We start from the raw sequence: 22,406 nt of genomic DNA on the forward strand, positions 1-22,406 counted from the left end.
ATTAACCGGATGGGGGGACAAGGGGACAAGGAGACAAGGGGACAAGGGGAAAGATGATTTTTCCGTTGTTTGCATTATCTCTCCTTCACAAATCAATTTCTCCGTTGAAAATGAATTAGCCCTGCCCTTATTAAGGGGGGCGGAAGGGGGGATCTAAGGCTGTGATTACTAGGTTTAGATCCCCCCAACCCCCCTTAATAAGGGGGGCTAAGAAAGATCCAGACTTGTAACTAGCAACTTGAATTATTAACATCAGCGGGGGAACTCCGAAAGACTTAATAAGTAGCAAATTGCCTTAATTTAAATAAAAATCCCCTCAAATTTTGAGGGGATGCGGAGAATTTTAATTTTACTTTTATTGTCCAGCAGGACTGCTATCACCAGTAGCAGATGGAGAAGCATTGTTACCAGGTGTTGTGGTGTTGCTTTGATCTCCAACATCAGAGTTAGTATTACCGCTGACTTCTGGAGATGGAGAACTTTGAATAGAAGGTAATTCTTGAGTTGCAGTTCCAGACGAAGAATTCTTAGATGATTGTTCTGTCGTCTTAGGAGACTGCTGCTCTCCAGAAGTAGGTGGAACAGTGATATTAACGTTTGGTGTTGGTTGTGGTGCAGGTGCAGGCTGTTCGATATTAATATTTGGTGTAGGTGCAGGCTGTTCGATATTAATATTTGGTGCAGGTGTAGTAGGTGCTTGACCTTGGGGTACCGGAACTACTTGCACTTCAGGATTCCTTTCAATTACTCTTTCTCTTTGAATAATGGTTTTTTCTGGTTGTGGAGAAGGAGAGGGAACAATTATTGGTGCAGGTGCGGGATTAGGTGTAACTACGGGTTCTTGATTTTGCCGATTCCAAAAATAGTAAGCTAAAGCAGGAATAGCAAGCAAAGAACTCAAAACAATTCCTAATATCAAACCACGAGCAGCATTATTATTATCGCGGTCTACTTGACGATTTTCGTTATAGCGATGTTCAGCAACTCGACCATGAACATAACCGTCTCTGTATTCTTCTGGCAGTCTATTGTTAATAGTTTCGGTGTTTGTTGGTACTTCCCTGTAATGATTTTGGTTAGGGTCGTGACTAACTTCTCGATTGTATGATGTGCGTTTATCGTTGTCGTTATACATGATTTTTACCAGAACTCATCAAAATCTTTTTCATATTGAGAATAACCTTTGGGTTGGAGAGTCTGGCTCTATCGAAAGTGAGGATCGTCTTTCTATCAAAAGGTGAAGATTGGGGATTGAAGATAGGGATTGGGTACTGGTGATTCGGGACTGGGTACTGGGAAAAAAAGCCGAAAAAACATATTGTAGAGACATTTCATAAAACGTCTCTACAGCGATTTAGAAGTTACGTAAAATTAATTGCCAAGTAGCAGCACCAACAATTCCATCAGGTTTTAGTCCATACTTTTCTTGTGCAGCTATAACCGCAGCTTGAGTATCTTTGCCAAAAATCCCGTCTACAGAACCTTGAAAAAATCCGATCGCTTGCAACCGTTTTTGTACCCAAAATACTTCGGGACTTCGCATTCCGATTTTCAGGGTTGGTAAATTGGCAATTGTTGATGCAGAACTTTCCGTGTTGTTACTATCAGTTGTAGACTCTTCTGTGGTAGATTGTTTCTCCGAAGATGCTGCTATTCTTACTTCCGAGTTATATCTATTAGCTACTTTTTCCTGTGCGATCGCCTCTGAATCAGGATACCACATCAAAAAGGAGACCGGAAATAAAAACATCGAAATCCTAGCGCAACCAAGTAGAAATAACCAATCAGTTGAAAAAAGGTAAAAACCTGATTGTACAAATCTTGTTTCCTTCTGCCTTCTGCCTTCTGCCTTCTGCCTTCTTGTACTAGCCCATCCTAACATCTGCAATTTTCACTCCTCGATACTGATAAAAGCTATTTATTTTTGGCACTAAATTTTACCAACTAGATTCTATCAGTCCTGCTACCGCAGATTCCGGGCCAACTAGAGAAATGTATGGTTCAATAAAATATCGATTTGCCACTTCCTGAATTTCTTCAGTAGTTACAACTGCAACTGCTTTGGGAAAAAGGCGATCGAATCCCACACCCAAACCTAAAGTTTCGTACCAACCAAAAACTTGAGCAATTTGAGCATTAGTTTGTTTACCCAAAGCATATTGACCTAAAAGTTTATTTTTCGCCGCTTGCAGTTCATCAGGTTTAAGCGGAATTTTGCACAAACGTTCTACTTCTGTCCTTAAACTATATAAAGCTACTTCGGTATTTTCCGGCCCAGTTCCCATATAAACCGCAAACTGAGAAGCATCTAAACGAGTCGGATAAAAAGCGGAAACTTCGTAAGCTAAACCCCTTTTTTCGCGCAATTCCACAAACAAACGACTAGAAAGACCATTTCCCAAATAAGTATTAATTAACTTCAAAGCTGCATAATCAGGACTATTCACAGATGGAGTTAAATAACCCAACATCACAATTGATTGTTTGGTGGGAATTGGTGTAATCTTGGGGTGAGGATAAGGCAGAATTTCTGGTAATACTAAGCTAGGAATTGGTGTACTTGGTATTTCCCAATCACCGAATACTTTTTCTATTTGGTTAACTACTTCTTCTGGACTAATCCGACCGACAATACAAATTATTGTGTTATCTGGGCGAAAATAAGTATGATGAAATCTATCTAATTCACCTCGACCTAAATTAGCGACCGTTTCTACAGTTCCCAAAGTTGATAAAGCATAAGGATGGTCTTGATACATTGCTTGTCGCAGTTGTTCAAAAGCCACCGTAAAAGGTTGTTCTTGTTGCGATTTAATTGCTTGCAAAGTCATGCGTCGTTCTAATTCTACTTCAGCTTGTGGGAAAGTAGGCGATCGCAACAATTCACCTGCCAATTCCAACATTTCGGGAAAATCAGCCGAAACAGTCTTCATGCTGAGTAAAAAATAATCTGTAGTTGTATCTGCGCCCAAACTCGCACCCAAAGATTCTACCCGTTCAGCAATTTCCGCAGCAGATAATTGCTCAGTTCCTTTAGTAATTACTGATGATAATAAATGTGATAAACCAGCTTGATATCTTGGTTCGCAGCGACTACCAGCTTTTATAAAAATGCGTGTGGCAATAATATCTGCTGCTGGATTTTCTAACGCCAGTACCACAATACCATTGTTGGTTACTATTCGCTGCATTGTTCGTTCTGGTAACGAAGAACTGCTGACACCTGGATTAAAAGAATCTTCCATTCTATCTTCGGGATTCATTAGCTAATTATAAAATTGGTAATTGAGCAATTTCAGAAGAAGATTTCCCAGGAAAATACAGGGAAAAAATGCCAGTTGGCTACTGAGTATTTTCTATCTTACATTTCTTATTGCCCGTAAGGTTTTAACTCCGTTACAACATAATGATGAGGTGACAGAAATTCTCTGGCTATTTGTTGCACGTCTTCAGCCGTAATTCCTTGAATTTGCTGGGGATAGGTTACTGCTACTTCGGCTTGTGCGATCGTATTATAGTAACCATACAATCCAGCTAGCTGACCGGGCGATTCCGTAGAAAACGCATAATCATTACACAACAAACGTTTACACCGTGCCAATTCTATCTCCGAAATTAATTCTGTTTGTAACTCCAACAAATGTTTACTAATCGACGCTTCCACTTTTTCTATATTTTCCGCTTCCAAATGAGCGGTAATTGTAAACAAACTCGAATCCTGCTGTAACGAAAAATTACCAGAAATTCCATGCACTAACTGTTCTTCTTCCCGTAACTTAGTCACCAATCGAGAACAGCGCCCTTCTGCCAAAAGCACCGAAATTAGATCCAATCCATAAGCCGTGCGAACTTGTTCTACTCCTGGCCCTGTCCACGCCATCAATAAACGAGACTCTTCGATTCTGTCCAAAAACAGTTCTTGGCGACGAACTTCTTTAATCGGTGACAAAATATTAGCTGAGAGTGGCGGACAACTAGACCGCGCCTTAAAACCACTAAACGAATTATTCACCAACTCTAACGCCATGCCTTGAGGCACACCACCCACAATCACCACCGTCATATTTTCCGGTTGATAATGGCAAGCATGGAAACAGCGCATTGCTTCTGGTGAGTGCTGTAATAATATCTCTTCTGTACCCAAAACCGGACGACTATAAGGATGGTTTTGGTAAACAGTCTCCATCATGACCTGGAAAGCCCACCAATCAGGATTATCCTGAGATTGGTGAATTTCCTCCAAAACTACATCTCTTTCCCGAATAAACTCATCATCAGGAATGGAAGCATTTAATAACAGTTCTGCCAGATAAGGCAAAGTATCTTCCAAGTATGGAACAGCTGTAGTGATGTAGAAATGAGCATAATCATGACTAGTAGCCGCATTGGTAGTACCGCCCCAGTATTCCACCACTTGATCGAACATCCCTGGAGGAACTTGTTCCGTGCCTTTAAAAATCATGTGTTCTAGAAAGTGAGCCATTCCAGACCATTGTTCTGGCTCTCTAGTCGCACCTGCACGCACCCAAACGTCTACCACAGCTACGGGTGTAGCCGGAATGTACTGATGAATCACCGTCAGCCCATTATTTAGCCTGAACACATCAGCTGAGAAGTCTGACACTTTCGGCAATTGAGAAGTAGCGCTTAATCTCAAATCCGGTATACCATTCGTTTTCACTTAATGGTAACTCTTTCTGAAGGAATAGAAGGGACAAATTTGTACTATTTTCCTGACAATTTTTGAGAAAGCTGAGGGACTAGGGACTGGGGACTGGGGAAGTTTTGAGTTTTGAGTTTTGAGTTAGGGAAAAAGTTTTAAGTTGTCCCCTTGTCCCCTTGTTCCCAGTCCCCAGTCCCCCATCACCCCAATAACAAATTACCCCTGTCTACAGACAGAGGTAATTGATTCTTATGGGTTTCCGCAACGCCGTTTTGCCTCAGTTTTTGACCTGGACTTAAATCCAGGTGGGTGTCTTTGGCTCTAGCTTAAAAGTTTCCGAGTAACAAAGCTCGGTCTACTGCCGCTAAGCTCTCTCTAGACTCCCTTATTGAAAAAGCATAGATCACAAAACATTATTGGCAGTCACCAACGCCGCAGAGTAACCTGTTTCTTATTCTATACTCTATTTTCAAATTCGGTAGTAGGTAGTGGGTACTGGGGACTAGGGACTGGGTACTGGGTACTGGGTGACTAGGGAAGATAATTTAACTAACTACCTCTTCAATTCCCCCTATCTCCCTACCTCCCCATCTCCCCACCTCTTCTTCCCAGTCCCCAGTCCCTAGTCCCCAATCACCTTTCGTACCAAATGGATTCTACTTGTTGGGCGAGTTGTTGGAGTTGTTGTTGGGTGGTGGTTGACGATCGATCGCTATTATTTAACAGTATGGTGACGTGACCGAGTTTTCTGCCGGGGCGGGATTCGGTTTTTCCATACCAGAGGACGTGGCAATTGGGGATTTGGGCGAGTTTTTGGCGTTTTTCTTGGTAGTCGCTGTGGGAATGTTCGTATCCCAAAAGGTTGACCATTACTGCTGCGTCGCATTTTAAGGCGGGATTGCCTAAAGGTAAACCGCTGACGCTTCGGAGGTGCATTTCAAATTGGGAGGTGTAGCTGGCATCGATGGTGAAGTGCCCGGAGTTGTGTGTGCGGGGGGCGATTTCGTTGACTAAGATTTTGCCTTCGGTGGTGAGGAAGAGTTCGATCCCGAATAAACCGATCGCTTGTAAGCTGTTTAAGAGAGTGTGTGCGATCGCTTCAACTTGTAATTGTACTGCTCGATCGATATTTGCTGGCGCTAACACCCGCCGACAAACTTGGTCTTCTTGTTGAGTTTCTACAACTGGATAAGTAACAATTTCTCCCTCAACAGAACGTGCTGCGATTACTGCTAATTCTTTACTAAAGGGAACGTATTCTTCCAATAAAACCGGAGTTTTTCCAATTTTCTGCAAAATCTCTTCCAAAGACTGTTGATCTTTTAAAATGAATGTTCCCTGACCATCATACCCATGTCGTCGCGCCTTCAAAACCACCGGAAATTCCTGTGTCCAGTCTTGTAGGACAGGCAAGATGCCTGTCATTCTTGTAATTCTCTCCTCTGTCACCGCCGCCCCTTCAAGCGCCACAAATTTAGGAACTGGCAATCCAATATCTTTGAGATAGCAACGTTGATGATATTTGTCGAGTAAAGGTGCTAAAACTTCTAACCTGGGACGAAAGCAAGTACCTTGAGATTGTAGGGACATCAAAGCTTCCAGGTTGATAAACTCATTCTCGAATGTAATTACATCACATTTTTTTGCCATCAATGCTGTAGCAGCTGCGTCGTCTATTGGTGCCAAAATAGTTTCTGATGCTATTGCAGCTGCTGGGTCTGTTGCTTGGGGAGTTTGCACTATTAGTTCAATATCTAATGCTTTGGCTGCATCTGCCATCATCCAAGCTAACTGCCCTCCACCAATTACGCCAACCCGTTTTATTCTGTTCATTGCTATTATTTTCTCGATCGCTAATCATCGGTCTTTGGTAATTCCATCACCCAATACCTAATCACCATTATGAAACAAATTTGGCTATTTATAGTTAGTAATATTTACCGCTCGATCGTCAAGATAATTTCTTTGTTAACAGGTAGAGGTGCAGGAAAATTCGCTACTATTTTACCGAAAGGTCAACGTTATTTAGTGAAAAATTATTGCGGTCTTTATAATTTTTATGTTGATACTACTTATCCGATCGAAGCTTCAATTTGGCTTGGTGGTGTTTATGACATAGTAACCACTAATTTTTTACATAAAGTTATCCGTCCGGGGGATGTTTTTTTAGATGTAGGTGCTAATTGTGGCGCTTTAACTTTGGTAGCTGCGAGTGTAATTAGTGATGGAAAAATCTATGCTTTTGAACCTGGGGTAACGATTCGTTCTCGCTTACAAGCAAATATAGATGTAAATCCGCAATTGAAGGATTGTATTGAGGTTGTACCTTTGGGTTTAGGATTAACCAAAAGTCAACTTTTTTACCATGAAGATGAGAATTACAGAGGTAATGGTTCGCTGCATATTAGTTATGGTGTTCCGGTAGAAATCATCTCTTTGGATGAGTGGGTATTGCAGGAAAATATTAGCAGAATCGATGTAATTAAAATTGATGTCGAAGGAATGGAATATGATGTACTTTTAGGTGGTAAGGCAACTTTGGAAAAGTTTCGTCCACTGATTTATTTTGAAACACTTGAGTTATTTTATAGTGACAAACAGCATAAAATTCGAGATATTTATGAATTTCTCGCTAATTTTGAATATAAGATTGTTAGACCAACATCACCTCACTTAGAAGTGAGTTTTGCCAGCCCTTATCCGGCAAATTCTGTAGCAGTTCCCGCGAGTAAATTAGAGCGTTTAAAAATTAAATCAGCCAGCTTCAACGACAACCTAAAGACTCACGGGTAGATACGCCAGTTTGAGGATTTACCCCGGTTGCTACTTGACACAATTCTCTGATTTGTCCTCCATCTAAAAGCGCATCTGTAAAGTCTGCACCAGCGATATTGGTATTTTGAAAAGTGGAACGTAACAAAATCGATTCAACTAAGACAGCATCACTTAAATCTGCGTCGGTGAGATTAGCTTGATCGAGCATTGCATAAGTTAAGTCGGCGGCGTGTAAGTTTGCTTTGTTCATTACAGACGCGCTCATCACTGCACCACGTAAGTCAGCATTAGCAAAGTTTGTTTGGAAGAGATTGGCGTTGGAAAATTCTGCTGCTGGTAATGTTTGCCCGGAAAAATCTCGACCGGGAAGTTGGGCATTACTAAATGATAAAGGAGGGGCGTATTTGGTGGCTGCTTGTGCTGGTAAAGCCGAGAAATAAAGAGTAAAAGCCAGTACAAATATTGCCAATTGTCGCAAAATCATAAGAAAACAGTTTGATTAGCTAGGTTTTCTGTCACATTTCCTTCACAGTTATAGAATATAGCATTTAGCTCATCTTTAACAACAAATATTTTAAGTTTGCTAACTAGAAAAATGATGACTTGACTATTTATTTGACCGATCATCTGTCAAATTGCAGAAAATAATTCTACTTCTTTCTTAGGTAATATAAATTTTATTAATTATCTCTAACTTCGGCATTATGATCTGCCTTTCATACTTGTCTAACCTGGAAACATAGAAAAACAAACTTTCCGAAAGAATTCAGCAAGGAGTAAATAATTTATGGCTACTAAACTGTTGAAATCCAATCTTTTATCCATTGGTGTAATATCTGCGATTTCTGCTGCGGGACTTTTATTTGGTGGGCTGGAAGCAAAAGCACAAACTACTGATTCAAATCAAATGAATCAGATGGATCAAAATCAATTGAATCAGTCACCAACTCAGCCAAATCAAAATAACGCTGCACCTGCCTCTCCATCTACAGTTCAGCCATCACAAAACAATTCTCCTTCTACAATTACCTTACCCTCTACACCTTCGACAGATGGCACATCTCCTCTGAGTCAATACTCTCCAAATCAAGCTCCTATCTTGAGAGTAGGTAGCCAAGGTCAAGCTGTTAGAGATGTGCAGGCTTTGTTGAGTCAACAAGGTTTATATAGAAATGCACCGGATGGGGTTTATGGGTCTCAGACTCAGGCTGCTGTGAGACAATTCCAACAATCACAAAACTTGCCTGTTGATGGTATTGTTGGGCCACAAACTTGGGGTGCAATGCTCAACAGTGGAAATGTTAACAACAGTGGTCAAGCTCAGTAATAAATTTTGCAACTGAATTTTAAGTGTTGTGAATAAGTCGGGAGTTGGCGTAGTGCTGACTTCTGGCTTTTTAATTTTTGTTGATTATATTAATAAAAAATTTCGTATACTCAAGTAGAGTGTCGTGCTTACTTCAGTGTTTATTATGATTAGCTTGAGTACATTTGAAGAGGTTATTGGTAGTCATAATAAAGCTTTAGAATGTAGGCCAGATGACTATCGCTCATGGTATAGGCGAGGTAATAAGTTACGAGTTATGGGCAGATACTACGATGCGGTTGCTAGTTATGAGAGGGCTATAGAACGGCAACCGAGAGATTATCGAGCATGGTATCAAAGGGGAAATGCTTTAGATGATTTGGGTCGTTATGAAGAGGCGATCGCATCTTACAATGAAGCATTGAAATTGTATACCAAAGATTACTGGGTTTGGTATTGGCGGGGTCATGCACTACGCAAAGTTGAACGTTTTGCCGAGGCACTTGATTCCTATAACCAAGCTTTAGAATTGAAGCCAAATGATTATTGGTCTTTTTATAATCGCGGTCATGTTTTGCGAGAATTGCATCGGTTTGATGAGGCGATCGCATCTTATGAGCAAGCAATGAATATCAGAGCTGATGATTATTGGTGTTGGTATTGGCGTGGTGATTGTTTGCGATATTTGGGGCGCGATAAAGAGGCGATTTCTAGTTACAATAAAGCTCTAAAAACTAAACCCCAAGATTTTTGGTGTTGGTTGCGCCGAGGAGATGCACTGCGTTGTTTGGGAAGATATCAAAGTGCGATCGCAAGTTACAATAAAGCATTAGAATTGCAACCAAAAGATGCTAGTGCGTTGTACTATAAAGCTTGTTGTTGTGCCAAACTGAGAAAGGTTGAGTTAGCAGTGGAAAGTTTAGAAAGAGCGATCGATCTTTACCCCAAAAAATATCTCCAACTAGCTCTAACTGATGCTTATTTTGACTCAATTCGCGGTTATCAAGAATTTGAAGCTTTACTACAATAAAACTTAGAAAGTTAAACATGAGGAGTTAATTTAAAATGCCGATTATTCGCGTGCCAAAATCCTGGGAAATTCCTGAAAATGAAGTAACACCAGAAGCCGCTTTTTATAATCGGCGACGCTTTCTCAAAACCCTGGTAGGGGCTGGTTTAGGTGCAAGTATTTTGCCTATTGTTGGTTGTGAGCAGTCTTCCTCATCAGAAAATGTTGAGTTGGACAAAACGCTAAATAAACCTAAGTTAACTGGAGTTAAACTAAATCCGGCGTTTGCTCAGGTCGATCGACCAATTACCGACGAAAAATTAGCTGGACAATATAACAATTTCTATGAGTTTGGCAGTGGTAAATCGATTTGGCAAGCCGCCCAAGCTTTACCTACTGATACTTGGAAAGTTGAAGTAACAGGATTAGTTAAAAATCCCCGCACTTATGACTTAGATGATTTACAGAAAAAGTTTAATTTACAAGAAAGAATCTACCGTTTTCGCTGTGTAGAAGCTTGGTCAATGGTAATTCCTTGGATTGGTTTTCCGATGCGAGATATTATCGCCGCAGTTGAACCAACTTCCCAAGCAAAATTTGTCCGATTTAGTTCTTATTACGATCCCAAAGTTACTCATGGCTCGCTGGTAAGTTTGGTGAAAAAGTTACCTTGGCCTTACCAAGAAGGTTTGCGAATTGAAGAAATGGCGAACGATCTGGCGTTTTTTGCTGTTGGGATTTACGGTCATTTATTGCCAGATCAACATGGTGCGCCAATTCGGGCAGTGTTGCCTTGGAAGTACGGGTTTAAGGGGGCAAAATCAATTGTAAAAATTGAGTTTTTGGAAAAGCAACCTGCTACTTATTGGAATACTTTAGTACCGGATGAATATGATTTTGAGGCGAATGTAAATCCGACAAAACCTCATCCCCGTTGGTCACAAGCGACGGAGAAATTTGTAGGTAAAGGGCCGGGTTTTTCTTGGGAAAGAAAGGAGACTCTTCCTTATAATGGTTATGGGAAATATGTGGCGAGTTTGTATGTTTGATCCCCCCTAACCCCCCTTAATAAGGGGGGAACTGTTTTCAAAGTCCCCCTGCTTAATAAGGGGAATACAGCATTCAAAGTCCCCCTGCTTAATAAGGGGAATACAGCATTCAAAGTCCCCCTGCTTAATAAGGGGGATTTAGGGGGATCTAATTCGGAATGATGCAAGGTTTCAAGCTTTGATGCAAGAATAGAAGAAAATTTTAACCGCAGATAAACGCAGATAAACGCAGATAAATACAACTAAAAGGTGTTATCATGATTGCTTCACCACAACCCTCTTATTTCACGCCTAAAGAATACCTCGAAATGGAGGAACAAAGCCCGATCAAACATGAATATATTGATGGGCAAATTTATGCTATGGCAGGGGCAAGCGATTCTCATGTTACTATTGCCCTTAACCTGGCTGCACTTCTCCGCAATCATGTTCGAGGTTCAGGTTGTCGCGTTTATATTGCTGATATGAAAGCGCGAATTGAATCTTTAAATTGCTTTTATTACCCTGATGTTATGGTGACTTGCGATGAACGAGACAAGCAAACACCAAATCATAAACGATTTCCCTGCTTAATTGTAGAAGTTTTATCGGACTCTACAGAAGCTTTCGACAGAGGCGATAAATTTGTAGATTACCAACAGCTAGAAAGTCTGCAAGAATATGTTTTGATTAACACCAAACGTCAGCGAGTTGAATGCTTTCGCCGCAATAGTGAAGGGCTTTGGGTGTTACAGTTTTATACACCTGAACAGCAAATATTTCAATTGAAAAGTGTTGGTTTTGAAGGAAGTTTAGCAGCACTATACGAAGATGTAACTTTTGAATGATATAGATTACTTAAATGTTTAGATGTAGATTACGATCGGTTCTAAGAAAGTCGATCGCTAATTGCCAAACTACGCCACAAGTAGCGACAAGCGAGACTACGATAAGGTTGCCATTTTTGGGCTAATTTCTCGATGGTTTTGGGATCTGGTAATGTGTCTAAGTTGTATAGTTTGGCGATCGCACTACGGATACCCAAATCATTAACTGGTAATACATCAAGTCGTTGCAAATGGAAAATTAAAAACATTTGTGCTGTCCATTTTCCTATACCTTTAACTTGCGTCAAACTTTCAATTACCGCCTCATCTTCCATTAATACTAATTCTGGTAACGTCGGTAATCCTTGCTCAATTTTTAAAGCTAAATCTTTTAAATAAGTAACTTTAGGGCGAGAAATTCCCACACTGCGAAGTATCTCTTCTGGAGTTTCGAGAATGGCTTGCGCTGTTAATTGGCGATCGGACTGTTGATATAATAACAAAAACCTTTGAAAGATTTTTGTTGCTACTTTAGTAGAAATCTGTTGAAAAATAATTGCTTGGGAAAGTGAAGTGAGTAAATCTAAGTTTTCTTGATAGTAAGTCAACTCTAAACTATCAGTACCAATTTGCTCAATTACTTTAGCCAATATCGGATCGGTTTGTTTTAAGTAAAAAATAGCTTGAATTTGTTCCATTACCTAGAAAAATTTAACTATGAGTTTGGATTTTTTCAGAGCAAAGCTCAAGACGATTAGAATAATATTTTTCTGCTTCTGCCTTTCTACCTTCTGCCGTTCTTCTATCATAAACAAACAGCGCCTTCCTACAACCAAAGAGGAACAAGCGCCGTGAAATTTTAAATACCTACCTAAAGGAGATTTTACTGCTTTCGTTCGATCGCAACAGTTAGGTTAGCTACTGTTGCTGCTACAGCTACTACCGCCGCAGCAAAAGGAAATACAACTGTACCCACAACTAATCCAGGAACACCAACTAACAGAGGAATTTCGGTCAAAACTCGACCTTGCTTATTTTTAACTATCAAGTAACGATTCTCTGTTTTACCAACCACATTTTTGTAGAAATCAGCTACGGTATCGCGGTTAAATTTGACTTCTTCAACCCGCACTTTTTCCTGATTTTCAGTAGCTGTTTCCACTTCTTCAACAGTGTTTGGTTCAACAATTACAGTTGGTGCTTGATTTTCAATTGTTTCAAATTGTGCGTTCATTTTTTGTGTGCAGGTTTAAACCCACTCAAGAATTCAATTAATTCGATCATGCCTAGTTATACAACTAAAATCAGTAGGAAAACCACACTATTGAGAGTGGTGTTTACCGCACTACAAGAAATAATAACGCAAGTTGCTAGTTATTAATTCTTTCGGAGTTCCCCCCTTGAGTAAGGGGGGTAGTGGGGGGATCTAAGACTGTGATTACCAGCCTTAGATCCCCCCAACCCCCCTTAATAAGGGGGGCTAAGAAAGAGCCAGACTTGTAACTAGCAACTTGAGTTAATAGATAAGTGGGGAAATAGGGAGAAATGAGAAATAAATTTTAACCTTTAGGCTTTGCCCTTCCTGGAACCCTTCTGTAAAAGGCTATAACAACCAACCATTTAATAGTATAAGTCGTTACAATTAAGTACTTTAGGAATTAGGCAAAAAACCCCGGTTCTCTGAAAAATCCTGGGTAAGAAATTTCTTTTAGTGTTGGCAACCCATTGGTTGATAAATATTAACTAGATTAGAGTTGACAAAAACCGATCGATCAAAAGATATTAACTTACAGGTTAAAATCATGTTTAATTTCGGTTGTTCGCTGTAAAGTTTTCTAGTATACAAAGGGTTAAAAAAGTGCCTGGTAAACAACAAAAACCATTAGCAACACTAGCAATAACGCTAGCTTTGGCAGCTGCCGCTCCGATCGCAGCCAATTCTACAGCCCGTCCCCTGCTAGCACAATCATCTAATGAGACTTCTTTTCCAATGCCCAAGGAACTTCCTCGTGGCAAATCATTACGGATCGATGGTTCCACCAGCATGAGCGAGATTAATAAAGCCTTGGAGAAAAATTTTGAAACTAAATATCCGGGGACAAAAATTAAACTTTCTTATCAAGGAACTGATGCTGCACTCAAAGCGTTAAAAGAAGGAAAAATAGATATAGCTGCCATTGGTCGCCCCTTGACCAAAGAAGAAAAAGCCCAAGGATTAGTTGCTGTTCCTGTAACTCGCAACAAAATCGCCATCATAGTTGGGCGGAATAACCAATTTCAGAAAAGTATTACAGCCCAACAGTTTGCCAAAATTTATAATGGTGAAATCTCCAACTGGTCACAAGTTGGTGGAAAACCAGGGAAAATTCGCATAATCGATCGCCCAACGAGTAGCGACACTCGTCAAGGATTATTTACATACAACATTTTCCGAACAGACGGCTTTAAAATTAGCTCAAACCACAAAACAGTTGCTAAAGATAGCACCGAAGCAGTAATTAGGAATCTGGGAAAAACTGGAATTGGGTACGCAATTTCCGATCAGGTTGTCAACAATCCCAAAGTGCGAATTGTCCAGATGCACAATGTTCTACCGAACAATCCTCGCTATCCCTTCTCTCAACCCCTGATCTACGTTTACAAGAAATCGAACGCAACTCCAGCGATACTCGCATTTTTGGGTAATGCCACATCTTCGCAAAACCAAAAGTTAATCGAAGCTGGTAGAGTTTCTGGGGCAATAGTAGCCATTAATGGGACGACACCCGCCAAACCTCCAGCCGCCGTCACTCCAAATGCTTCATCTCCACCAGCAGCAAAACCCAAACCTCCAACCGCTGTTACTGATAAAGTTTCATCTCCACCAGCAGCAAAACCCAAACCTGCTAAAAACGCAGTTGCCACTGATGAGTCAAAGAGTGGAATTGCGCCTTGGCTTTGGTTGTTGCTGCTGCCTCTTTTCGGTGGGTTACTTTGGTGGTTGTTCAAAGGTCGAGGTGGCAAAGGTGCTGCGCCTGTTGTTGTTCCGCCTGTAGTTCCAGCAAAAACTCCGAAAAGCCGAATTATTCTGACACTTCGGAATAGTCAGGATGCTTACGCCTATTGGGAAATTCCCGATCGAGTGAAGGAAGAGATGCGGCAACAAGGTGGGGAAAAAATGAAGCTGCGTCTTTATGATGTCACCAGTATTGACATGGATCATCAAACACCTCACAGCGTTAAGGAGTTTGACTGTAGCGAACAGCAGCAGGATTTACATTTGCCGATCGCACTTCCCGAACGTGATTATATCGTCGAACTCGGTTATCTCACAAGTGATGATCGCTGGCTAAAAGTGATTCGTTCTCTTCATGTTAGAGTTCCAGCAGGTGAACCAACAGATAGCAGTATCCCCGAAACAGCAGCAGAAACCGCTGCCGCTGCTGGAGTTGGGTTAGCAGATGCGCTAACTACAAAAGAAACTGCTGAAACTCTCGTCCTTCACGAAAATCGGTTAATTCTAGTCCCGGAAAATTCCCAAAATGTTCATGCTTGCTGGGAAATTTCTCCAGAAAAACACACAGAAATACAACAACTGGGTGGGCAAAAATTAGTCTTACGACTTTATGACACCACTGGCGGTATTGACTTAAATACTCAATCAGCCCATAGTGAGTGGGAATTTGACTGCGACGAACAAAGTTCAGATTTACAGATTGCCATTCCGCAAAGCGAACGCGATTACACCGCCGAAATCGGTTACATTACCGACTATGGACAATGGCTAAAGATTGCCCGTTCTTCAACAGTGCGAATTAACAGCGAAGTTCAAGGTAACGGAAATGTTGCTGCTGCTGGAGTTGGGTTAGTTGATCCGATCGTTCCCACAAAAACCTCTGTAACTCCCGTCATTCAAGCAAATAGGTTAATTATAGTCCCGGAAAATTCCCAAAAAGCTCATGCTTGCTGGGAAATTACTCCAGAAAAACAGACAGAACTACGAGAACTGGGTGGGAACAAACTAGTCTTACGACTTTATGACACCACTGGCGGCTTTGATTTAGATACGCAATCAGTCTATAGTGAGTGGGAATTTGACTGCGACGAACAAACCTCAAATTTAGAAATTGCCATTCCCCAGAGCGAACGTGATTACACCGCCGAGATCGGTTACATTACCGACTATGGACAATGGCTAAAAATTGCTCGTTCTTCACCAGTGCGAATCAACAGCGAAGTCCAACATAACGGAAATTCTGCTGCTGGAGTTGGGTTAGCTGATACGATCGTTCCTACACAAACCTCTGAAACTCCCCTCACTCCAGAAAGTAAGTTAACTCTAGTCCAAAGAAACTCTCAAGATGCTTATGCTTCCTGGGAAATTTCTTCTGAAAAACAGACAGAACTACAAGAACTAGGTGGGAACAAACTAGTCTTGCGACTTTATGACACTACGGGAGACATTGACTTAGATACTCAACCAGCTGATAGTGAGTGGGAATTCGACTGCGACGAACAAAGCTCAGGTTTACAAATTGCCATTCCGCAGGGTGAACGCGATTACACTGCCGAGATTGGTTACGTTACCGACTATGGACAATGGCTAAAAATTGCCCGTTCTTCACCAGTGCGAATCAACGGCAAAGTCCAAGGTAACGGAATTTCTGGTGTTACTACAGGTGCATTAGGAGTCGCCGCTGCCGCTGCTGGAGTTGGGTTAGCTAATACGATCGTTCAATCACAATCCTCAGAAACTCCAGTTACTCAAGAAAGTCGGTTAATTCTAGTCCAGAGAAACTCTCAAGATGCTTTTGCTTCCTGGGAAATTTCCAGAGAAAAACAGGCAGAACTACAACAAATAGTTGATAAAAAGTTAGTTTTGCGACTTTATGACACCACTGGAGGCATTGACTTAGATACACAACAAGCTCATTGTGTGCGGGATTATGAGTGTGTTGAAGAAAAGTCAGATTTATATGTTGCACTTCCGCAGAGCGATCGCGATTATGTAGCTGAGTTAGGTTACATAACAGATGATGGACAATGGCTAAAAATTGCCCGTTCTCCACTAGTGCATATCAACAGCGAAGTCAAAGATAACGGAATTATTACCAATGGTACAGATGCAACTTCCTTAGTTAACACACCAACTTTCACCACAACAGAAAATCATTTGTGGTTAATAGTTCGTGACATGAAAAATGCAGATGTTTACTGGGAAATTTCCGAAGTAGAACAAGCAGAGTTGCAAAGGTCTGGGAAACAACTGCTATTGAGAATTTACGACATTACAGGTATTGACTTCGATCGACAACCAGCCAATAGTTTGCAGGAATATGAATGTAATTCCAAATTTGCGAATTTACAGGTTGTGATTCCACAGCGCGATCGCGATTACATAGCAGAAATAGGCTACATTACTAAAGATGGTCAATGGCTAAAATTGGCTCGTTCTGCTTCCCTGCGAATTGTTAGTCCACCAAAAGAAGCGGTTTCTGCAAAGTCTAACGGCGTTACAAGCGCACCCGCAAACACATCATCCGGTTTTATCGGTAATGCAATGCAAGTTATTTCGGATGGAGTAAGCAATATTGCCAAAGTAACAACCAATTTATTGACAGATTCCAGCGAAACAGCCACCAATTTAACTGAAGATTTAGCCAAGACTGCAACACTTAATGGAGGTACAGCCGCAGTTGTGGGATTGGGAACAGCTGCAACAACCGCTTTACAGAGTTCTCAAGATAACAATACTTACACAAATGGTCAACCTCCGCTCAAACGCGAATGTCGGATTATCCTCGTACCTTTTAATGCAAAGGATGCTTACGCTTACTGGGAAATTAGTGAAGATTATCAGGAAGCTCTCCGGCAACAAGGTGGGAAAAAGTTTATGCTGCGGGTTCATGATGCCACTAATTTGGATATTGACTATCAGCAACCTCACAACACTCAAGAGTATGTGTGCGAAGAAACACAACAGGATCGGCACGTTAGTGTTCCGGTGAGCGATCGCGACTACATCGCAGAAGTCGGTTACTATACCGAAGATGGTCGCTGGTTGCGTTTAATTCGCTCTTTCCATGTTCGCGTACCTCTAGAAGGTAAATCTAAATGGCTATCGGTCTAAAACCGGACATTGTGTAGACCCAGATCTTGCACTAGGAGGCGGAGCCTCTATTTCTCGTTACCAGGTTGAACCTGGTAACGAGGGTTGGGAGGTTCTACCTCCTTACTGGAGCAAGATATCTAATAAACCGAACTATCATCAGCAACTCCTCAAAATTTAGTCAATTATTAAAGTCAGGAAACAAAACAATGGGACTCTTCTTTGAGATTTTGAGCTCAATCAACAATCCTAACCAGCAAGGTAGTGTTTCTCAGATAGAATACGTTGTCAACACTGTAAATCAATTGTCAGCAAATCGCGGAGTAGATGCTTCTCAAATGCAAAGCATAGTGTCAAATTTAGGCAGTTTACTCCGCCCAGTACTACAACAAAAACGATCGCTAGCAGATGGCGATTTAGAAAGTCTCATGAATCAAGCTATTGGTACTGGTGGTAATGTATCGGCGTTGCCATCTTTAATTCCGCCTCAAGTACAACAGCAAATGATTCAATCGATCGCTCAAACAAGTAAATTAAGCGCCGAGCAAATTCAAACCGCTTTACCTATACTGATTTCTTGTGTCATCAGTTTACTGAATATGGGAGCAAGTAAACCAGGAATTCAAGGAGGTAGAAATCAGGTTTTAAATGCGTTTTTAGATGCCGATAAATATAGTGATGTAGACCTTGGCGATGTGATGAAATTTGCCACTCGGTTTTTAAATCCATCTCAAGCAGCTTAAGAAAGGCAGAAGGCAGAGGGCAGAAGGCAGAAGACTCCAAGGTAGAAGTAAAAATTCTCCTTGTCCCCTTGTCCCCTTGTCCCCTTGTCCCCCCTGTTCCCCTGCAAGACAGCTTATTTCTGCCAACCTTTTTGGGCTTGTTCTAAGACGTAAGCTGCTACATTTTCGATTTCTTGTTGAGTTAAACGGTCTTTATATGCTGACATATTGGCTTTACCGTTGGTGACAATGGATGCGATCGCTCCTACATCACCATAACCATTTTTTTGCAAAGCTTTTAACTTCAAGTTTTTTCCTCGGCGAATGATGTTCCCACCATTAACATGACAACCTACACAATTAGCTTGAAACACTTTTTCGCCATTCCCTAAATCCGCCGCCCAAGCTTGAGGTACAATTGAAAAAAACAGTAGGCAACATAATATGAAAAAACGCCCTGTTTTCTGAATCCAATTTAGCAAATTTTTTGCTTTCATTTTTAATCTGTTTTCTCTGCTCTCCAAGTCCTAAATTAACCTCAAACTTCTTTTACCCAAATTGCTAAACCGCCGCCTCTACCCCGCGCCGCAATGTACTTTTCATTAATGGCGAAGAATGCAAAAAAAGGTAAATCTCGGATATGTTTTTGCTCAAATTCCTGGTTTTTCTTTTCCCCACCACGAAAGCCGCCACTATAAATAGTCAAGCCCAAAAACCCTAGTTGAAATTGGGTAAATTCAAAAGCTAAAAGGTTTTTCTTGCCTAAATACTTGGCTGGCCCGTTAAACTTAAATGAGATCGTGCCAACGTGCAATTGATTGGCAATTTTTAACTGATTTGGATTGAGATTACTATCTGTTTCGGCAGGAGAAAGGGAAATTTGAGCTTTGACAAACTTTGGTACATAAAACCCATTTCCCATTTTAACTCCCGATCGCTGACGCGACTTTTTCGGTGATACCACAAAATGCAGTCGCCAAGAACCGATTAAAGATTCTAAAGGGTAATTTATTCGTTGTTGTTTGGTAAATTTTTCCGTTTCTAATAAGGCTTGAACTACTTCTGCTGCGGGAGGGCGAGCGCTTTTTTGCCCCAAAGCAGCCGCTTTAGTTAAAGTCTCTAAAAAATCCGATGAGGTAGGTGATATTAGATTAGTTGACATTAGACGAACAGATTAACTATAACCATAAATAATATAGCTTAAATAAGAATAATACTCGACTGTTTAAGATAAAGAGAGCAAAATCAATTGTAGTTTTATATAATTCATTACTTATAACTTGGTAATTAAAAATACAGGGTTAAATTGAACAAGCTCTACTAAAACTATTTTTTTTGGAGGGTAAATCTTAAAAAATAATTAATCTATGTTTAATCTGCCTAAAGCGCGATCGCAAATTCGCTTTTAAGGTTTAAATTATTTGTAAGTCTATTTAAAAATGTTAGAAGCTTCAGCCTTCAACCGGGTAATTACTATGTATGAAATGGTTCAGGCTGTCTTAAACAGCGAGCAAAAAACAGACCTAGAACAGTTGGTGAACGCTTTAAGCACCTCTGGTAAAAATTATTTCCTCAGAAATGAGATTTTACAAACTTTTGCTGATTACTGCCACCAATCAGAAAAACCAGCTTATTTTTTCCATTCTTCTTCTTTAGGACAGCTAATTAACTACACGCATGAAATAATTTTAGAAGATGACCAGATTTGGTTTTTAGTTCGTCCCAAAATCGCTAGTCAACAAGCTTGGCGATTCGCTAGAGATTTAAGTACTTGGGAACAGGAAGATCAAAAAGTTTTATTGGATGTGCGCGATCGTTTAGTGAACAGTTACCAACCGCGCATTTTAGAACTTGACTTCGCCCCCTTTTATCAAAATTCTCCAGAAGTTAGTGATGCCAGAAATATTGGTCAAGGTTTAGCAGTTTTACATCGATCTTTGCATAGTCAAATAACAACTAATCCTACCTATTGGATAGAAGCTTTGTGGGAAGTTTTGCAAAGGCATCAATACGATGATATCCCTTTACTAATCAACGAACAAATCAAATCAGGAACCGAATTATTAGAGCAAGTCAAACAAGCTTTAAATTTAATTGCTGAAAGACCATCTGAAGAACCTTATGAGAAATTTCATGCCGAATTACAAGCACTAGGTTTTGAACCAGGTTGGGGAAATACAGCATCCCGTGTACGCGAAACTTTCGCCCTTCTACAGCGATTAATTGACACCCCCGATCCAGCTATTTTAGAAGCATTTGTCGCCCGAATTCCGGCTGTTTTTCGAGTAGTATTAATTTCCATTCACGGTTGGGTAGGTCAAGAAGAAGTACTTGGAAGACCAGAAACCGCAGGTCAAGTTGTTTATGTACTTAATCAAGCGAGAAATTTAGAAAACCGATTAGCAGAAGAGATTAAACAAGCGGGTTTAGAATGTTTAGGAATTAAACCGCAAGTAATTATCTTAACCAGATTGATTCCTAATTGTGAAGGGACAAAATGTAACTTACGGTTAGAAAAACTTGCTGGAACAGAAAATGCTTGGATATTGCGCGTTCCTTTCCGGGAATTCAACCCAAAAGTTACGCAAAACTGGATTAGAAAGTTTGAAATTTGGCCATATTTAGAAACTTTTGCTTTAGACTCGGAACAAGAATTACTCAAAGAGATGGGAGGAAAACCCAATTTAATTATTGGTAATTACAGCGATGGGAATTTAGTCGCTTTCTTGTTGGCAAGTCGTTTAGGTGTCACCCAATGCAATATCGCTCATTCTTTAGAAAAACCCAAATACTTATTTAGTAACTTGTACTGGCAAGATTTAGAAGAAGAGTATCATTTTTCGGCGCAGTTTACGGCTGATTTAATTAGCATGAATGCTGCTGACTTTATTATTACTTCTTCCTTCCAAGAAATCGTCGGAACACCCGATACTATAGGGCAGTACGAGTCTTACAATTGTTTTACTATGCCACATTTGTATCATGTGGTAAATGGAGCTAATTTATTTAGTCCCAAGTTTAATGTATTAGTTCCTGGAGTTGATGAAAAATTCTTTTTCCCCTACAATCAATCGGAAAATCGTTCAAGTGAACAAAGTAAAAAGATTAAAGAATTACTTTTTACTAGCGAAGATTCACAAGTTTTAGGGCATTTAGAAAACCCCGATAAAAGACCAATTTTTGCGTTAGCACCGATTAATTCTATTAAGAATTTAGCGGGGTTGGCAGAGTGTTTTGGCATGAGTAAAGAGTTGCAAGAACGTTGCAATTTAATCTTAGTTACTAGCAAGCTGCATAGTTATGAAGCTACTAACCCGGAAGAAGCTAGAGAAATCGAAAGATTACATGAAATTATTCATCAATATCAGCTTCATGGTTGTATTCGTTGGTTAGGGATGCGTTTACCAAATGCGGAGTTAGGGGAAGTTTATAGATTGATCGCAGATGCTCAAGGTATATTTGTTCATTTTGCTCGGTTTGAAGCCTTCGGAATGACGATTTTAGAAGCCATGATTTCTGGTTTACCAACCTTTGCCACACAGTTTGGCGGTGCGCTAGAAATTATTCAAGATGGCGAAAGTGGATTCTTAATCAATCCTACAGATTTGCCGGGAACTGCGGAAAAAATTATTAATTTTCTCGACCGTTGTGCCGAAAATCCTCAATACTGGCAAGAAGTATCAGAAAAAGCGATTCAGAGGGTGCGTAATGAATTTAACTGGCAATCGCATACTACAAAACTTTTGTCGATCGCCAAAATCTCCCAATTTTGGAACTACGTCTCTCGTAATAGCAAAGGAACTCTACTGCGTTACTTAGAAGCGATCTTCTTTTTAATTTACAAACCTAGAGCAGAAATTATCCTGGAGCAGCATCAGAAACATTGATCTATGAAAATAGGGGGAGGAATTTCTGAGCAAAAAAGCTTAACGTTTTTTTAAGGGTAGAGGTTAAGCGTTCCGGTCACAATTTATCTACTCAAAGTCTA

Annotated in this window: 18 protein-coding genes and 1 other RNA gene; 8 read left to right on the forward strand and 11 right to left on the reverse strand. The window is 40.5% G+C overall.

The genetic code is table 11. The features are described from left to right. Positions 1-355: 355 nt before the first annotated feature. From IQ264_RS15155 to IQ264_RS15180, 6 genes are all read right to left on the reverse strand, one after another. Positions 356-1,135: a hypothetical protein gene (locus IQ264_RS15155; protein ID WP_193981629.1), complete on the reverse strand. Its 780-nt coding sequence runs from the start codon at positions 1,133-1,135 to the stop codon at positions 356-358. A 219-nt stretch (positions 1,136-1,354) separates the two neighbouring features. Then, positions 1,355-1,750 carry a peptidoglycan-binding domain-containing protein gene (locus tag IQ264_RS15160; protein WP_228061560.1) on the reverse strand — a complete coding sequence of 132 codons (396 nt, stop codon included), beginning with the start codon at positions 1,748-1,750 and terminating at the stop codon, positions 1,355-1,357. Between the two features lie 187 nt (positions 1,751-1,937). After that, a complete protein-coding gene (locus IQ264_RS15165) occupies positions 1,938-3,245 on the reverse strand; it encodes a M16 family metallopeptidase (protein WP_193981657.1) in 1,308 nt (435 codons plus the stop codon). Positions 3,246-3,370: 125 nt separating this feature from the next. Beyond that, positions 3,371-4,681 (reverse strand): M16 family metallopeptidase, encoded by a 1,311-nt coding sequence (locus IQ264_RS15170; RefSeq protein ID WP_413470352.1) that lies wholly within the window; start codon positions 4,679-4,681, stop codon positions 3,371-3,373. Positions 4,682-4,915: 234 nt separating this feature from the next. Then, a non-coding RNA gene (ssrS, locus tag IQ264_RS15175) (6S RNA) lies at positions 4,916-5,107 on the reverse strand. Positions 5,108-5,296: 189 nt separating this feature from the next. Next, complete coding sequence (locus IQ264_RS15180) at positions 5,297-6,496, reverse strand: 5-(carboxyamino)imidazole ribonucleotide synthase (RefSeq protein ID WP_228061561.1); 1,200 nt, start codon at positions 6,494-6,496, stop codon at positions 5,297-5,299. Positions 6,497-6,565: 69 nt separating this feature from the next. Between IQ264_RS15180 and IQ264_RS15185 the strand changes: the two genes are divergently transcribed. Beyond that, positions 6,566-7,456, forward strand: a complete 891-nt coding sequence (locus tag IQ264_RS15185; RefSeq protein ID WP_193981631.1) for an FkbM family methyltransferase — start codon at positions 6,566-6,568, stop codon at positions 7,454-7,456. Here IQ264_RS15185 and IQ264_RS15190 read toward each other — a convergent pair. Then, positions 7,428-7,922, reverse strand: a complete 495-nt coding sequence (locus IQ264_RS15190) for a pentapeptide repeat-containing protein (protein WP_193981632.1) — start codon at positions 7,920-7,922, stop codon at positions 7,428-7,430. The two genes, IQ264_RS15185 and IQ264_RS15190, sit on opposite strands and share 29 nt — an antisense overlap. Before the next feature lie 303 nt (positions 7,923-8,225). On the opposite strand from IQ264_RS15190, the gene IQ264_RS15195 reads away from it, so the two are divergent. The 4 genes from IQ264_RS15195 (at position 8,226) to IQ264_RS15210 (ending at position 11,629) form a co-directional block, all read left to right on the forward strand. Continuing rightward, complete coding sequence (locus tag IQ264_RS15195; RefSeq protein WP_193981633.1) at positions 8,226-8,765, forward strand: peptidoglycan-binding domain-containing protein; 540 nt, start codon at positions 8,226-8,228, stop codon at positions 8,763-8,765. 145 nt (positions 8,766-8,910) lie between these two features. Beyond that, positions 8,911-9,774 carry a tetratricopeptide repeat protein gene (locus IQ264_RS15200; RefSeq protein ID WP_193981634.1) on the forward strand — a complete coding sequence of 288 codons (864 nt, stop codon included), beginning with the start codon at positions 8,911-8,913 and terminating at the stop codon, positions 9,772-9,774. A 35-nt stretch (positions 9,775-9,809) separates the two neighbouring features. Beyond that, entirely contained in the window at positions 9,810-10,802 is a 993-nt protein-coding gene (gene msrP, locus IQ264_RS15205; RefSeq protein WP_193981635.1) for a protein-methionine-sulfoxide reductase catalytic subunit MsrP, read from the forward strand. A gap of 257 nt (positions 10,803-11,059) precedes the next feature. Then, positions 11,060-11,629 carry a Uma2 family endonuclease gene (locus IQ264_RS15210; RefSeq protein WP_193981636.1) on the forward strand — a complete coding sequence of 190 codons (570 nt, stop codon included), beginning with the start codon at positions 11,060-11,062 and terminating at the stop codon, positions 11,627-11,629. Positions 11,630-11,670: 41 nt separating this feature from the next. Here the strand turns inward: IQ264_RS15210 and IQ264_RS15215 are convergent, their stop codons facing one another. Together IQ264_RS15215 and IQ264_RS15220 are read right to left on the reverse strand one after the other, a co-directional pair. Next, a complete protein-coding gene (locus IQ264_RS15215) occupies positions 11,671-12,306 on the reverse strand; it encodes a DNA-3-methyladenine glycosylase family protein (RefSeq protein WP_193981637.1) in 636 nt (211 codons plus the stop codon). Positions 12,307-12,491: 185 nt separating this feature from the next. After that, a complete protein-coding gene (locus IQ264_RS15220; protein WP_193981638.1) occupies positions 12,492-12,842 on the reverse strand; it encodes a DUF4342 domain-containing protein in 351 nt (116 codons plus the stop codon). 624 nt (positions 12,843-13,466) lie between these two features. On the opposite strand from IQ264_RS15220, the gene IQ264_RS15225 reads away from it, so the two are divergent. After that, a complete protein-coding gene (locus IQ264_RS15225; RefSeq protein ID WP_193981639.1) occupies positions 13,467-17,717 on the forward strand; it encodes a DUF4912 domain-containing protein in 4,251 nt (1,416 codons plus the stop codon). A 188-nt stretch (positions 17,718-17,905) separates the two neighbouring features. Further along, the gene (locus IQ264_RS15230; RefSeq protein ID WP_193981640.1) at positions 17,906-18,439 is read left to right on the forward strand and encodes a DUF937 domain-containing protein; all 534 of its coding nucleotides are present in this window, start codon (positions 17,906-17,908) and stop codon (positions 18,437-18,439) included. Between the two features lie 113 nt (positions 18,440-18,552). On the opposite strand, the gene IQ264_RS15235 is transcribed toward IQ264_RS15230, so the two are convergent. Together IQ264_RS15235 and IQ264_RS15240 are read right to left on the reverse strand one after the other, a co-directional pair. Then, on the reverse strand, positions 18,553-18,915 hold the full coding sequence (locus tag IQ264_RS15235; protein WP_193981641.1) for a c-type cytochrome: 363 nt from the start codon (positions 18,913-18,915) through the stop codon (positions 18,553-18,555). A gap of 41 nt (positions 18,916-18,956) precedes the next feature. Beyond that, positions 18,957-19,580: a hypothetical protein gene (locus IQ264_RS15240; RefSeq protein WP_193981642.1), complete on the reverse strand. Its 624-nt coding sequence runs from the start codon at positions 19,578-19,580 to the stop codon at positions 18,957-18,959. Positions 19,581-19,893: 313 nt separating this feature from the next. Here IQ264_RS15240 and IQ264_RS15245 point away from each other — a divergent pair, with 313 nt between their 5' ends. After that, a complete protein-coding gene (locus IQ264_RS15245; protein ID WP_193981660.1) occupies positions 19,894-22,305 on the forward strand; it encodes a sucrose synthase in 2,412 nt (803 codons plus the stop codon). The last annotated feature ends 101 nt before the right edge of the window (positions 22,306-22,406 follow it).

The organism is [Phormidium] sp. LEGE 05292 (genome assembly GCF_015207735.1).
In the GTDB taxonomy this organism is placed as follows: domain Bacteria; phylum Cyanobacteriota; class Cyanobacteriia; order Cyanobacteriales; family Aerosakkonemataceae; genus Floridanema.